Source organism: Micromonospora sp. NPDC049497, assembly GCF_044465805.1.
In the GTDB taxonomy this organism is placed as follows: Bacteria; Actinomycetota; Actinomycetes; order Mycobacteriales; family Micromonosporaceae; genus Micromonospora.
Genome location: NZ_JBITMC010000010.1, coordinates 16,487 through 30,380, shown reverse-complemented (window position 1 = coordinate 30,380; position 13,894 = coordinate 16,487). Strand labels below are relative to the sequence as shown.

Here is a 13,894-nt window from a genome sequence, read left to right as displayed (position 1 = left end):
GGGCCCGATGGCGGCCCTGACCACGGAGTCGGCTCTCGCCGCCGGGGTCGGCAGCCGGGTCGACAGGTGTCCGAACCGGCCCCTGCCCGCTGTCGAGCCATGTTGCCGGGGCATGGCGTGGATCACCTTGGGGATGACCGTAGGCCGTACCGGTGAACATGACATCTCCGTATCAGCCCTGGTCGGCCAGTCGCTGCCACGGCTGCGCTGGTCGTGCCGTCGTGCGGGTTCTCGCTCACGCCTCGAGGGCGGAGGAATCCAGACCCGATGACGCATCGGTCCTGGCCGAAGCGGTGCTTCGCGCGCTCATCATAGAGGTGGCGTCAGCGACGACCCACAGGTCCCGGCCGCCGCCCACGGACTCCCGATCGGCACCGCCAACCGCACCCTGCGTAGCACGCGATGCGCAATGAGTGGGCTCCGGTGGTGTCCGCACATTCCTGACTGGAATGGCCGAATTGCGGCTTGCCGCATATCGCCGACACCGGATCCTGCGGTCGGCGAGCACGTGCCGATACGTATCCTACGTTCGCCGATCACCTCTCTCGCCAGGGCGTCAACATGAACCTCACCCACGCACACCGCTCGGCGTCCGCGGATCAGACGGTCGAGATCCCGACTCTTACCGAGCGCGATCGGCCAACCCCACCGACCACCGCGCGCGCGCCGCGCCTCTACGTGCTGGACCTGCTGCGGTTCATCGCGGCGATGAGCGTCGTCGCGTACCACCTCCTGTTCGCCGACGCCAGGGAATCCTGGTCGGCCAACACGGCGGACCTGTTCGGTGCGCCGCTCCGGCAGGCCGCCAGTTACGGGTGGCTGGGCGTCGAACTCTTTTTCATGATCAGCGGCTTCGTCATCTGCATGAGTTCGTGGGGTCGGCCCCTGGGCGACTTCTTCATCTCGCGCGTGACGCGACTGATGCCGGCCTACCTGTTCGCGGTCGTCCTGACCGCGTCGGTCCTCGTGTTGTGGCCACTGCCGGGAGAGACGCCGCCCAACCTGCCGCAGATCATCGGCAACCTCACCATGGTGCAGAACCTGCTGCAGGTGAACAACATCGACGAGCCGTACTGGACCCTGCTGATCGAACTGAAGTTCTACCTGCTGTTCCTGATCGTGGTCGCCTTCGGCGTCACGTACCGCCGGGTCCTGATGTTCTGCATGATCTGGACGACGCTCGCGCTCTTCGCGCAGAGCGCCGACTCCAAGCTCCTGACGATGGTGGTCGAACCGCGGTTCGCGTCGTACTTCGTCGCGGGGATGGCGCTCTACCTCATCCACCGGTTCGGACACAGTCTGCTGCTCTGGTGCATTGTGGCCTTCTCGTTCGCGGTCAACGCCGTGATGCTGGATCTGCGGGTCGCCCCGCTCGTGAAGGCCGGCCTGCCGATGTCGTGGAAGGTGTCACTGCTCCTGGTCGCCCTCTTCTACCTCCTGATGACCGGTATCGCGCTCGGGTGGTTCGCGAAGGTCCAGTGGCGAGGCCTGGTGACGATCGGCGCGCTCACCTATCCGCTCTATCTGCTCCACTCCGCCAACGGGCGCACCGTCATCCGTCATCTGCGCGACGACGTACCCCCGTGGCTGCTGCTGGGCGGCGTCGTCGGCGCGGCACTCCTGCTGGCCTACGTCGTGCACCGGTTCGTCGAACGTCCGCTCGGCCGAGCGCTGAGAAACGGGCTGAAGAGCAGTTTCGAGAAGGCCCGGGCCGCCTCGGAGTCGAGGGAGTCCCTCGACTCCGTCCTACCCGTCGGCGGTCACCCCGTCCCACAGCAGCGCCCAGGTCGGTGACCGCCACCGCTGCCGACGGTGATCCTCGGCGGGATCCCTGCCGACGGTCTGAATTGCTCAGAAGCGTGCGTTGTCCCGCACGGAGTTGACCACGCGCCGAATGACATCCATCCAGTCCGCCGGCGCGGTCATTCGCAGCACGAGTTGGCGGTCGATCGCACCATCCGGCTGCGAACGCCAGAATGCAACCACAACGATGCCGTACCTGTCGGGGCCGTTCAATCTCACGGTCTCAGCGAGGAAGACGTAAGGCCCGCCGCTGCGCCATTGCAGCCCCCACGCCTCCTCCGCCTTGCGCAGGGCGACCCGGCGCTCCTCGTCGCATTCACGGCAGTCACGGACGATCAGCTCGCCGCCGATCTCCGAGTTGTTCCCGATCGAGGCGCCGCAGTTGTACTTGACCTCCCCCTCGGTGCTGCCGCCGGGGGCGCACGTCCAGTCAGCCGGCGCGGTGAACCCGAAGCCCAGGCCATCGGGGTTGAGCGTGCGTACCGCGTCACCCTTGCCGAAGATCTGCCATCTCGGCCAGTCCCCCGGCCGTGGCGGCTCGAGGCCCGGCTGCTGCGGAGGTGCCGTCGGCGACCAGCCTGATTCGCCGGACTGGGCCACGCCGGTGGGCGAGGGGCCCGCCGTCGGCTCGATCGTACGCCGGAGCCCGGTCCAGGCGAAGGTACCGGCACCGGCAAGGAGGACCAGCACCAGAGCGCTGATGCCGATCCAGAGGCCGGTCCGGCGCTGGCGCGGGGCCGACGGCGTGATGCGGCGGGCGGGCGACGAGAACGCGTCCTGGGACGGCACGCCGGCCGGCGAGGTCTGCACGAACGGCGGTGGGAGGTGCCCGTGTGGGGACGCGCCGTGGGCGGGCGGCGCGGGTGCGCCGGAGACCGGATGCGGGGACGCGGACACCGGCTGGCCGGGGATCGGGCCCGCCTGCACCGCCCACGGGGCATGAGCCATACCGGACGCCGGATCGGGCGCTCCGGAGACCGGCTGCGGCACCCCGGACACCGGCTGCGGCGGGGCGGACACCGACTGCGGCACCCCGGAGACCGGCTGCGGCGGGGCGGAGGTCGGCGACATGGGGGCCGGGATCGGGGTGTACTCCACGCCGAGGGCCCGGAAGAGCCTCTCGGCACCCGGTCCCGCGTTGGCCGGATACGCCACCCAGGGCGCGTCGGCCGAGAAGTCGGCATACGCGTACGCCATCCCGTTCGGCGCCTGCGCCAGCGAGTTCGCGGTACTGGCGAAGGCGGCCCGCCAGGCCGGCGCGGCGGCCACGGCGGCGTCCAGCACCGCTACGGTGACGAAGCGGCCGTGGTCGTCGATCGCGGCCCATGCCCTACCCACCGGAGATCCGCCCAGAGTATGGGTGAACCTGTACGGGCCTTCCGGCTGCATGCGCACTCCTCCGTCGAACCGCCGTGCGGATAGTACCGACCGGCTTCCAGCGCGGCCCGCCCCGGCCGACCCCATCCCGCCGGGGAGTGCCGCCCGCCGTTCGACGCGGACAGACCGTCTTGCTTTGTGAAAGTTTTCATGCATAGAGTCACCTCATGAATGAGGGAGCTGTCGTGGCACCCACCGAGCAGGTGCTGGACCTCTTCCAGGGTGTCCGGCTCACCCCCACCCAGCGCCGCATCGCCCACTGCCTGGTCCAGCACGCCCCGGCCGTCGGGTACCTGTCGGCGGCCGAGGTGGCCGAGCTGGCCGGCGTCAGCCAGCCGTCGGTCACCCGGTTCGCGGTGGCGCTCGGGCACGACGGCTACCCCGCGCTGCGTCGCCGGCTGCGTGAGCTGACCGCCGGCGCGCCCGGCGGGCCGGCGGACGCCGGCAACGAACTCCAGCAGGCGGTACGCGCCGAGATGGGCAACCTCGACCGGCTCGCCGGTCAGCTCGCCGACCGGGAGCGGATCGCCGACACCGGCCGGCTGCTCGCCGCCAGCCGGCCCTTGCCGGTGCTGGGCCTGCGGGCCGCCGCGCCGCTGGCCGCGTACTTCGCGTACTTCGCCGCTAAGGTGCACCCCGACGTGCGGGTGCTCGACGACGGCGGCAGCCTGCTCACCGACCGCCTGGAGCAGGCCGCCGAGGCGGGGGCGACGGCCCTGCTCACCTTCGTGCTGCCCCGCTATCCGCGGGAGACCCTGGACGCGTTGGACGAGGCGCGAGCCGCCGGCCTCACCGTGGTGGCGATCACCGACTCCCCGGTCAGCCCGGCCGCCGAGCACGCCGACGTGGTGCTGCCCGCCGCCGTGGGCGCGCGGCTCGTCTTCGACCTGCACACCGCCCCGATGACCCTGGCCATGGTGCTGCTGCAGGCGATCTGCGACGCCACCCCGGCCGACACCCAGCGCCGGCTGGAGGCGTTCGAAGCCTCGGCGGCCCGTCGTCAGTTGTTCCTCGGTTAGGAGGAGACCAGAGATGACCCACCCCGTCCGCGCGGCGCGCGGCATCGAACGCACCGCCCGTGGCTGGCCGCAGGAGGCCGCGCTGCGGATGCTGATGAACAACCTCGACCCGGAGGTGGCCGAGCGCCCCGACGACCTGGTGGTCTACGGCGGCACCGGCAGGGCCGCGCGGGACTGGCCGTCGTACCACGCGCTGGTCCGGACGCTGACCGACCTGCGCGAGGACGAGACGATGCTGGTGCAGTCCGGCCGCCCGGTCGGGGTGATGCGTACGCACGAGTGGGCGCCCCGGGTGCTGCTGGCCAACTCGAACCTCGTCGGTGACTGGGCCACCTGGCCGGAGTTCCGCCGCCTGGAGCAGCTCGGCCTGACCATGTACGGGCAGATGACCGCCGGCTCGTGGATCTACATCGGCACCCAGGGCATCCTGCAGGGCACGTACGAGACGTTCGCGGCCGTGGCGGCGAAGCGCTTCGGCGGCACCCTCGCCGGCACGCTGACCCTGACCGGCGGCTGTGGCGGGATGGGCGGGGCGCAGCCGCTCGCGGTCACCATGAACGGCGGCGCCTGCCTGATCGTGGACGTGGACCGGACGCGGCTGGACCGGCGGGTGCACGACCGCTACCTGGACGAGGTCGCCGACTCCCTCGACGACGCGGTGGACCGGGTGCTCGCCGCGCGGCGAGAGCGCCGGGCGCTGAGCGTCGGCGTGGTGGGCAACGCGGCCACCGTCTTCCCGGAGCTGCTGCGCCGGGGCGTCGAGATCGACATCGTCACCGACCAGACCAGCGCGCACGACCCCCTGTCGTACCTGCCGGAGGGGGTGGAGCCGGCCGACGCCCGGGACTACGCGGCGGCGAAGCCCGCCGAGTTCACCGACCGGGCCCGGGCGTCGATGGCGAAGCAGGTCGAGGCGATGGTGGGCTTCCTCGACGCGGGCGCGGAGGTCTTCGACTACGGCAACTCGATCCGTGGTGAGGCCCAGCTCGCCGGCTACGAGCGGGCCTTCGACTTCCCCGGCTTCGTGCCGGCGTACATCCGGCCGCTGTTCTGCGAGGGCAAGGGCCCGTTCCGGTGGGCTGCCCTCTCCGGCGACCCGAAGGACATCGCCGCCACCGACCGGGCCATCCTGGAGCTGTTCCCGGAGAACGAGTCGCTGGCCCGGTGGATGCGGATGGCCGGCGAGCGGGTCGCCTTCCAGGGCCTGCCGGCGCGCATCTGCTGGCTCGGCTACGGCGAGCGGGACCGGGCCGGGGTGCGGTTCAACGAGATGGTCGCCTCCGGTGAGCTGTCCGCGCCGCTCGTGATCGGCCGGGACCACCTGGACTGCGGCAGCGTCGCCAGCCCGTACCGGGAGACCGAGGCGATGGCCGACGGCTCCGACGCGATCGCCGACTGGCCGCTGCTGAACGCGCTGGTCAACACCGCCAGCGGGGCGTCGTGGGTGTCCATCCACCACGGGGGCGGCGTGGGCATCGGCCGGTCGATCCACGCCGGGCAGGTCTGCGTCGCCGACGGCACCGCCCTGGCCGGGCAGAAGATCGAGCGGGTGCTCACCAACGACCCGGCGATGGGCGTCATCCGGCACGTCGACGCCGGCTACGACGCGGCGCGCGAGGTCGCCGACCGCACCGGCGTCCGCGTCCCCATGGCCGAAGCGTAAGGAAGGGCCCCTTGTTAACGGATTCTGTTGTAGAAGGGTCCCTTCCTAACCGGTTTCGGGCCCTGTGGGACGAGATCGCGCCCGTCGGGCGGGACGCCGGCAGCGGCGGCTACCTGCGGTACGCGCTGACCGAGCCGGAGCTGCGGCTGCGGGAGTGGTTCCGGGAGCAGGCCGACGCGCGGGGCCTGCCGGTCACCGAGGACGGCAACGGCAACCTGTTCGCCACCTGGGGCGAGCCGGAGGCCGGCGACGCGGTGCTGACCGGCAGCCACTTCGACTCGGTGCCGCACGGCGGGGCGTACGACGGGCCGCTCGGCATCGTCAGCGCGCTGCTCGCCGTGGACGAGCTGCGGGCCGCCGGGGCCACCCCGGTCCGGCCGATCGCCGTGGCCGCGTTCGTGGAGGAGGAGGGGGCGCGCTTCGGCGTACCCTGCCTGGGGTCGAGGCTGCTGACCGGCGAGATGGCGCCGGACCGCGCGGCCGGACTGCGCGACGCGGCCGGGGTGAGCTTCGCCGAGGCGCTGGGCGGACGGCCGGCGGGCGCGCGGCCGGAGCTGCTCGGCCGCTTCGCGGCCTTCGTGGAGCTGCACGTCGAGCAGGGCCGCGCGCTGGTCGACGCCGACGCGCCGGTCGCGGTCGCCAGCGCCATCTGGCCGCACGGTCGCTGGCGCTTCGACGTGCGCGGCGAGGGCAACCACGCCGGTACGACCCGGATGGCCGACCGCCGCGACCCCATGCTGACGTACGCGTTCACGGTGCTCGCCGCCAACAAGGAGGCCCGGCTGCGCGACGCCCACGCCACGGTGGGCCGGGTGTCGGTGGAGCCGAACGCCACCAACGCGATCCCGTCGAAGGTGACCGGCTGGCTGGACGCCCGGGCGGCCGAGCCGGACACGCTGCGCGGCCTGGTCGAGGCGGTGCACGCCAAGGCCGCCGAGCGGGCCCGGCGCGACGGCACGGAGCTGACGCTGACGGAGGAGTCGGCGACGCCGCTGGTCGCGTTCGACCGGGGCCTGTCCGGTCGGCTGGCGACGCTGCTGGACGCCCCGGTGCTGCCCACCGGGGCCGGGCACGACGCGGGTGTGCTGGCCGCGCACCTGCCCACCGCGATGCTGTTCGTCCGCAACCCGACCGGGGTGTCGCACTCCCCCGCCGAGGCCGCCACCGACGCCGACTGCGCCGCCGGGGTCACCGCCCTGGCCCGGGTGCTGGAGGAGCTGGCATGCCGATGACCCGCTGGCTGGCCGAGTACGCCTGGCTGCCCGACCACGCCGAACCCACCCCGGACGTGCTGATCGAGACCGACGGCGGGCGGATCACCGGGGTCACGCCGCTGACGGCCGGGAGCCACCCACCGGCCGGGGTGGAGGTGCTGGGCGACGCGGTCCGGCTGCCCGGGCTCACCCTGCCGGGGCTGGCCAACGCCCACTCGCACGCCTTCCACCGGGCGCTGCGCGGGCGTACCCACACCGGGCGCGGCGACTTCTGGAGCTGGCGCGACCAGATGTACGCGGTCGCCGCCCGCCTCGACCCGGACTCCTACCTCGCCCTGGCCCGCGCCGTGTACGCCGAGATGGCCCTCGCCGGCATCACCTGCGTCGGCGAGTTCCACTACCTGCACCACGGCCCGGACGGGACGCCGTACGACGACCCGAACACGATGGGCGCCGCCCTGGTCGAGGCCGCCGCGCACGCCGGGGTCCGGCTGACGTTGCTCGACACCGCCTACCTGACGTCCACGGTGGACGGCGAGCCGCTGGTCGGGCCGCAGCGACGCTTCGGCGACGGCGACGCGCTGCGCTGGGCCGAGCGCGTCGACGCGATGCCGTCGGAGAACGCCCACGCCCGCCTCGGCGCGGCCATCCACTCCGTACGCGCGGTGCCGGCCGAGCAGCTCGCCACCGTCGCCGGGTGGGCGGATCGCCGGGGCGTACCGCTGCACGTGCACCTGTCCGAGCAGCCCGCCGAGAACGACGCCTGCCGGGCGGTGCACGGCCGCACCCCGGCCGGGCTGCTCGCCGACCACGGCGTGCTCGGACCGCACACCACCGCCGTGCACACCACCCACCCGACCGGCGGGGACCTGACGCTGCTGGGTGACCACCGGACCGGCGTGTGCCTCTGCCCCACCACCGAACGGGACCTCGCCGACGGGATCGGGCCGGCCCGCCGGATGGCCGACGTGGGGATTCCCCTCAGCCTGGGCAGCGACAGCCACGCGGTGGTCGACCTCTTCGAGGAGGCGCGGGCCGTGGAGCTGGACGAGCGGCTGCGTACCCGCCGGCGGGGCCACTTCACCGCCGTCGACCTGTTGACCGCCGCGACCGTCACCGGCCACGCCGCGCTGGGCTGGGGCGACGCCGGCCGGCTGTCGGTGGGCGACCGCGCCGACCTGGTCACCGTACGGCTGGACTCCGCCCGTACCGCCGGGGTGCCGCCGGTCGGGGTGTTCTTCGCCGCGACCGCCGCCGACGTCGCGCACGTCGTGGTCGACGGCCGGGTGGTGGTGCGCGACGGTCGGCACGTGGACGTCGACGTGCCGACCGAGCTGCGCGACGCGATCGCGGCGGTGACGACGTGAGCAGCCTGCTGGTGGACAACATCGGGGAGTTGGTCACCAACTCCGCCGACTCCGGCGACCTGCTCGGGCTGCGCCGCCACGCGGCCCTGCTGGTCGAGGAGGGCCGCGTCGTCTGGGTCGGCCCGGCGCGCTACGCGCCCGCCGCCGACCGGCGGATCGACGCCGAGGGGGCAGCGGTCCTGCCCGGCTTCGTGGACAGCCACGCCCACCTGGTCTTCGCCGGGGACCGGGCCGCCGAGTTCGCCGCCCGGATGGCCGGCGAGCCGTACACCGGGGGCGGCATCCGGACCACGGTCGGCGCCACCCGTGCGGCCTCCGACGGCGAGCTGCGGGCCACCGTGGGCCGGCTCCGCGGGGAGGCGCTGCGCCAGGGCACCACGACAATGGAGATCAAGAGCGGGTACGGCCTCACCGTCGCCGACGAGGCCCGCTCACTGCGGATCGCCGCCGAGTTCAGCGGGGACACCACGTTCCTCGGCGCGCACGTCGTTCCCCCCGAGTACGCCGACCGGCCCGACGACTACGTGGGACTGGTGTGCGGACCGATGCTGGCCGCCGCCGCACCGCACGCCCGCTGGATCGACGTTTTCTGCGAGCGGGGCGCCTTCGACGCCGACCACGCCCGCGCGATCCTCGCCTGCGGGCAGGCCCTCGGTCTCGGGGTGCGGGTGCACGCCAACCAGCTCGGCCCCGGTCCGGGCGTACGCCTCGGGGTGGAGCTGGGCGCGGCCAGCGTCGACCACTGCACCCACCTCCACGACGCCGACGTCGACGCGCTCGCGGGCTCCGAGACGGTCGCCACCCTGCTGCCCGGGGCGGAGTTCTCCACCCGCTCGCCGTACCCGGACGCCCGTCGGCTGCTCGACGCGGGCGTCACCGTCGCGCTGGCGACGGACTGCAACCCCGGGTCGTCGTACACGTCGTCGATGCCGTTCTGCGTCGCCCTCGCCGTACGCGAGATGCGGATGACCCCGGCGGAGGCTGTGTGGGCCGCGACCGCCGGCGGCGCGCGGGCGTTGCGCCGCGACGACGTCGGCGTGCTCCGGCCCGGCGCCCGGGCCAACCTCGTGATCCTCGACGCCCCGTCCCACCTGCACCTGGCCTACCGGCCCGGTGTTCCCCTGATCCGCCAGGTCCTGCACAACGGAGTGCCGCAATGCCGCATGTAGTCATCCAGCCCACCGGGGTCTCCCCCGCCGACGTCCTCGCCGTGGCCCGCGGCGCCGCCACCGTCGTCCTCGACCCGGCCACGGTCGAGGCGATGACGACGAGCCGGTCCATCGTGGACGGCATCGAGGCCGCCGGCCGCCCCGTGTACGGGGTCTCCACCGGCTTCGGGGCACTCGCGAACACGTTCGTCGCGCCGGAGCGGCGGGCCGAACTCCAGCACGCCCTGATCCGCTCGCACGCCGCCGGCGTGGGCGCGCCGATGCCGCGCGAGGTGGTCCGCGCCATGATGCTGCTGCGGGTCCGCTCCCTCGCGCTGGGCCGCTCCGGGGTCCGCCCGCTGGTCGCCGAGGCCCTGGTCGACCTGCTCAACCACGACGTGACGCCGTGGGTGCCGGAGCACGGCTCGCTCGGCGCGTCCGGTGACCTGGCCCCGCTGGCGCACTGCGCGCTGGTGCTGCTCGGCGAGGGTTGGGTGCTCGGCCCGGCCGGTGAGCGGATCGACGCCGCCGACGCGCTGCACCGGGCCGGCCTCAAGCCGGTCGAGCTGGCCGCCAAGGAGGGGCTGGCCCTGATCAACGGCACCGACGGCATGCTCGGCATGCTGCTGCTGGCGATCCACGACGCCGCCCACCTGTTCGCCATGGCCGACGTGACCGCGGCGCTGGCCATCGAGGCGATGCTCGGCTCGGAACGGCCGTTCCTGCCCGAACTGCACGCCATCCGCCCGCACCCCGGGCAGTCCACGTCGGCGGCGAACATCCACCGGCTGCTGCAGGACTCCCGGGTGATGGACTCGCACCGCGACGACCTGGCGCACGCGGTGCAGGACGCGTACTCGATGCGCTGCGCGCCGCAGGTCGCCGGCGCGGCCCGGGACACCCTGGACTTCGTCCGCACGGTTGCCGCCCGGGAGCTGGTCTCGGTGGTGGACAACCCGGTGGTGCTGCCGGACGGGCGGGTCGAGTCGACCGGCAACTTCCACGGGGCGCCGTTGGGCTTCGCCGCCGACTTCCTCGCCATCGCCGCCGCCGAGGTCGGTGCCATCGCCGAACGCCGGGTGGACCGGCTGCTCGACGTGACCCGCTCCCGGGAGCTGCCCGCCTTCCTGTCCCCCGACGCGGGGGTCAACTCCGGGCTGATGATCGCCCAGTACACGGCCGCCGGGATCGTCGCGGAGAACCGCCGGCTCGCCGCACCCGCCTCGGTGGACTCGCTGCCCACCAGCGGCATGCAGGAGGACCACGTCTCGATGGGCTGGGCGGCCACCAAGAAGCTCCGCACCGTCCTGGACAACCTGATCAGCCTGCTCGCCGTGGAGCTGCTCGCCGGCGTACGCGGACTCCAGCTGCGGGCGCCCCTGGTTCCGTCACCGGCCGGGCGGGCGGCGGTCGCCGCGCTCAGCGGCGCGGCGGGCGAACCGGGGCCGGACGTCTTCCTCGCCCCGCTGATGGAGGCCGCCCGCGCCGTGATCGCCGGCCCCGAGCTGCGCGCGGCGATCGAACGCGAGATCGGCCCGCTGGGCTGACCTCGACGGACCGCTGCCGTCCGCCGCGGGTCAGGCGGCGGGCGGCAGCACCTTGGCGACGAGCTTGGCCATCTCGCGGAGTGCCTTGCCCCGGTGGCTGATCGCGTCCTTCTCGTCCGGCGTCAGCTCGGCGTTGGTGCGGTCCTGGCCGTCACCGAGAAAGATCGGGTCGTAGCCGAAGCCGCCCTCGCCGCGCGGTGCCCGCAGCAGCCGCCCGGCCTGCCGGCCGTCCACGAGGTGCTCCTTGCCGCCGGGCAGCACCAGCGCGACCGTGCAGACGAAGGACGCGCCCCGGTGCTCGTCCGGCAGGTCGGCGATCTGGTCCAGGACCAGCTCGAAGTTGGCCCGGTCGTCGCCGTGCCGACCGGCCCAGCGGGCGCTGAACACGCCCGGCATGCCGTTGAGCGCGTCCACGGCCAGCCCGGAGTCGTCCGCGATCGTCGGCAGGCCCGTGCGCCGGCAGCCCTCGCGGGCCTTGATGAGCGCGTTCTCGCCGAAGGTCAGGCCGCTCTCGGGCAGCTCCGGGTACTCCTCGACGTCGTCCAGCCCGATCAGCGCCACCCGGTGCGCGCCGAGGGCGCCGTCGAGGATCCGCTGCAGCTCGACGAGCTTCTTGCGGTTACGGGTGGCGAGCAGGACCTTGTTCATGCCAGTGCCTTCCGCTGGGCTTCGGCCAGTTCCACGCAGCCGGCGACGGCCAGGTCGAGCAGCGCGTCGAGCTGGTCGCGGGCGAACACGCCCGCCTCGCCGGTGCCCTGCACCTCGACGAACTCGCCGGTGCCGGTGCAGACCACGTTCATGTCGACCTCGGCGGCCACGTCCTCGGCGTAGTCCAGGTCGAGGCGCGGCTCCCCCTCGATGACGCCCACGCTGATCGCGGCCACCGACCGGTGCATCACCTTCTCCGGCTTGCCGGCGAGTGCCTTGCGGGCGGCCAGCCACGTCACCGCGTCGTGCAGCGCCACGTAGGCGCCGGTGATCGCGGCGGTGCGCGTACCGCCGTCGGCCTGGAGCACGTCGCAGTCGAGGACCACCGAGTTCTCACCGAGCGCCTTGAGGTCGATCGACGCGCGCAGGCTCCGGCCGATCAGGCGGGAGATCTCGTGCGTACGCCCACCGACCCGGCCCTTCACACTCTCCCGGTCGGAGCGGGTGTTGGTGGCCCGGGGCAGCATCGCGTACTCGGCCGTCACCCAGCCCAGCCCGGAACCCTTGCGCCAGCGGGGCACGCCCTCGGTCACGCTGGCGGTGCAGAGCACCCGGGTGCCGCCGAACTCGACGAGCACCGAGCCCTCCGGGTGGGTGCTCCAGCCCCGGGTCAGGGTCACCGGTCGGAGTTGGTCGGGCCGCCGCCCGTCAGGTCGCGCCATGCCTGCACCCTATGCGGTGCCGTGATCGAACCGTCCCGCGGTGTCCCGAGGTGTTCAGGGGGCGGTCCCGGCGGGCCCGCCGGCCGCCGGCACGGGCGCGGCGGCGGTCGCCGGGACCGGACCGAGACGGTGGGCGCGCAGGAAGCCGGCCACCGCGGCCGGCCAGCGCGCCAAAGTGGTCACGACGCCGCCGGCAGGTCGAGCGCCGCCGATCCGGCGCGGACCGCGCGGTAGTGCCCGATCAGCTCGTCCCCCACCGCCGTCCAGCTGCGCCGGCTCACCGCCGCGCGGGCCGCCAGACCGTACGCGACGCGACGCGGCCCGTCGCCGCCCAACTCGGCCACGGCGGCGGCCAGCGCGGCGCCGTCGTCCGGCGGTACGAGCAGCCCGGTGACCCCGGACTCCACCAGGTCCACCGGACCACCGCTGGCCGGCGCCACCACCGGCACGCCGGAGGCCAGCGCCTCCTGGATCGTCTGACCGAAGGTCTCGTGCGGGCCGGTGTGCACGAAGACGTCCAGGCTGGCGTAGAGCCGGGCCAGGTCGTCGCCGTGCCGCACCCCGAGGAAGCGCACGTCCGGCAGCGCCCGTTCCAGCTGCCGCCGGTCCGGGCCGTCCCCCGCCACCACCACCCGGACACCCGGCAACCGGGAGATCGGGCCGAGCAGGCCGACCCGCTTCTCCGGGGCGAGCCGCCCGACGTAGCCGACCAGCAGCTCACCGGCCGGGGGCCGGGAGCGGCGCAGCTCGTCGCACCGCCGGGCCGGCTGGAACCGCTCGGCGTCCACGCCCCGGCGCCACAGCCAGATCCGCTGCACACCGTTGGCGATGAGGTCGGCGGCGGCGCGGGTGGACGGTGCGAGGGTGCGCTGGGCGGAGTTGTGGATCTCCCGCAGCCGCCGCCAGGCCGCCGCCTCGCCCCAGCCGACGCGGTACGCGCGGGCGTACGAGGCGACATCGGTCTGGTAGACGGCGACGGTCGGCAGGCCGTGCCGGGCGGCGAGGGTGGCCGCCCGGGCACCGAGCACGAACGGGCTGGCCAGGTGGACGACGTCGGGGGCGTGCGACAGCAGGGCGCCGGTCAGCTGGGCCGGCGTCGGTACGCCCAGCCGGAAACCCTGGTAGCGCGGCAGCGGCACGCTGGGAATCCGGATCACCGGGTACGGGTGCCGGTCGGTGTCCTGCCGGCGGGGTCCGGGCGGGGCCGGCGCGATGACCACCGGCTCGTGGCCGCGGGCGACGAGATGTTCCGCCGCCCGGACCACCGAGTGTGCGACGCCGTTGACGTCCGGCGGGAACGACTCGGTCACGATGGCGATCCGCATGTCCACACCGTGGAGGTGCCACGGGTGCGTCAGACGACGGGATGCTGACGGCCCGGCGAAC

The 13,894-nt window shown here is 73.8% G+C and carries 12 protein-coding genes; 7 read left to right on the top strand and 5 right to left on the bottom strand.

The features are described 5' to 3' along the window. Positions 1–465 precede the first annotated feature (465 nt). A complete protein-coding gene (locus ACIBR0_RS15740) occupies positions 466–1,794 on the top strand; it encodes an acyltransferase family protein (RefSeq protein WP_396716119.1) in 1,329 nt (442 codons plus the stop codon). 57 nt (positions 1,795–1,851) lie between these two features. On the opposite strand, the gene ACIBR0_RS15735 is transcribed toward ACIBR0_RS15740, so the two are convergent. Continuing rightward, on the bottom strand, positions 1,852–3,141 hold the full coding sequence (locus ACIBR0_RS15735; RefSeq protein WP_396716117.1) for a hypothetical protein: 1,290 nt from the start codon (positions 3,139–3,141) through the stop codon (positions 1,852–1,854). Between the two features lie 206 nt (positions 3,142–3,347). On the opposite strand from ACIBR0_RS15735, the gene ACIBR0_RS15730 reads away from it, so the two are divergent. The 6 genes from ACIBR0_RS15730 to hutH are packed head-to-tail and all read left to right on the top strand — an operon-like array spanning position 3,348 to position 11,138. Next, positions 3,348–4,199: a MurR/RpiR family transcriptional regulator gene (locus ACIBR0_RS15730; RefSeq protein ID WP_396716115.1), complete on the top strand. Its 852-nt coding sequence runs from the start codon at positions 3,348–3,350 to the stop codon at positions 4,197–4,199. 13 nt (positions 4,200–4,212) lie between these two features. Continuing rightward, complete coding sequence (gene hutU / locus ACIBR0_RS15725) at positions 4,213–5,862, top strand: urocanate hydratase (protein WP_396716113.1); 1,650 nt, start codon at positions 4,213–4,215, stop codon at positions 5,860–5,862. 11 nt (positions 5,863–5,873) lie between these two features. After that, the gene (locus ACIBR0_RS15720; protein WP_396716111.1) at positions 5,874–7,094 is read left to right on the top strand and encodes an allantoate amidohydrolase; all 1,221 of its coding nucleotides are present in this window, start codon (positions 5,874–5,876) and stop codon (positions 7,092–7,094) included. After that, a complete protein-coding gene (locus ACIBR0_RS15715) occupies positions 7,091–8,443 on the top strand; it encodes a formimidoylglutamate deiminase (protein ID WP_396716421.1) in 1,353 nt (450 codons plus the stop codon). The genes ACIBR0_RS15720 and ACIBR0_RS15715 overlap by 4 nt, the downstream gene beginning before the upstream one ends. Next, positions 8,440–9,612: an imidazolonepropionase gene (hutI, locus tag ACIBR0_RS15710; protein ID WP_396716109.1), complete on the top strand. Its 1,173-nt coding sequence runs from the start codon at positions 8,440–8,442 to the stop codon at positions 9,610–9,612. Before ACIBR0_RS15715 ends, hutI begins: the two co-directional genes overlap by 4 nt. Then, a complete protein-coding gene (gene hutH, locus ACIBR0_RS15705; protein WP_396716107.1) occupies positions 9,600–11,138 on the top strand; it encodes a histidine ammonia-lyase in 1,539 nt (512 codons plus the stop codon). Before hutI ends, hutH begins: the two co-directional genes overlap by 13 nt. Positions 11,139–11,168: 30 nt before the next feature. On the opposite strand, the gene rdgB is transcribed toward hutH, so the two are convergent. The 4 genes from rdgB to ACIBR0_RS15685 are packed head-to-tail and all read right to left on the bottom strand — an operon-like array spanning position 11,169 to position 13,833. Beyond that, positions 11,169–11,786, bottom strand: a complete 618-nt coding sequence (gene rdgB, locus ACIBR0_RS15700; protein ID WP_357032309.1) for an RdgB/HAM1 family non-canonical purine NTP pyrophosphatase — start codon at positions 11,784–11,786, stop codon at positions 11,169–11,171. Then, positions 11,783–12,508: a ribonuclease PH gene (gene rph, locus ACIBR0_RS15695; RefSeq protein ID WP_396716105.1), complete on the bottom strand. Its 726-nt coding sequence runs from the start codon at positions 12,506–12,508 to the stop codon at positions 11,783–11,785. The genes rdgB and rph overlap by 4 nt, the downstream gene beginning before the upstream one ends. A 54-nt stretch (positions 12,509–12,562) precedes the next feature. After that, on the bottom strand, positions 12,563–12,691 hold the full coding sequence (locus ACIBR0_RS15690; RefSeq protein ID WP_396716103.1) for a hypothetical protein: 129 nt from the start codon (positions 12,689–12,691) through the stop codon (positions 12,563–12,565). Then, the gene (locus ACIBR0_RS15685; protein ID WP_396716101.1) at positions 12,688–13,833 is read right to left on the bottom strand and encodes a glycosyltransferase family 4 protein; all 1,146 of its coding nucleotides are present in this window, start codon (positions 13,831–13,833) and stop codon (positions 12,688–12,690) included. Before ACIBR0_RS15685 ends, ACIBR0_RS15690 begins: the two co-directional genes overlap by 4 nt. Between the last annotated feature and the right edge of the window lie 61 nt (positions 13,834–13,894).

What these genes read in the sequence shown, in the direction of transcription:
- rph (WP_396716105.1), bottom strand. Translation starts at nt 12,508, where the DNA reads ATGGCGCGACCTGACGGGCGGCGGCCCGACCAACTCCGACCGGTGACC.
- ACIBR0_RS15730 (WP_396716115.1), top strand. Translation starts at nt 3,348, where the DNA reads ATGAATGAGGGAGCTGTCGTGGCACCCACCGAGCAGGTGCTGGACCTC.
- rdgB (WP_357032309.1), bottom strand. Translation starts at nt 11,786, where the DNA reads ATGAACAAGGTCCTGCTCGCCACCCGTAACCGCAAGAAGCTCGTCGAG.
- ACIBR0_RS15715 (WP_396716421.1), top strand. Translation starts at nt 7,091, where the DNA reads ATGACCCGCTGGCTGGCCGAGTACGCCTGGCTGCCCGACCACGCCGAA.
- hutH (WP_396716107.1), top strand. Translation starts at nt 9,600, where the DNA reads ATGCCGCATGTAGTCATCCAGCCCACCGGGGTCTCCCCCGCCGACGTC.
- ACIBR0_RS15685 (WP_396716101.1), bottom strand. Translation starts at nt 13,833, where the DNA reads ATGCGGATCGCCATCGTGACCGAGTCGTTCCCGCCGGACGTCAACGGC.
- hutU (WP_396716113.1), top strand. Translation starts at nt 4,213, where the DNA reads ATGACCCACCCCGTCCGCGCGGCGCGCGGCATCGAACGCACCGCCCGT.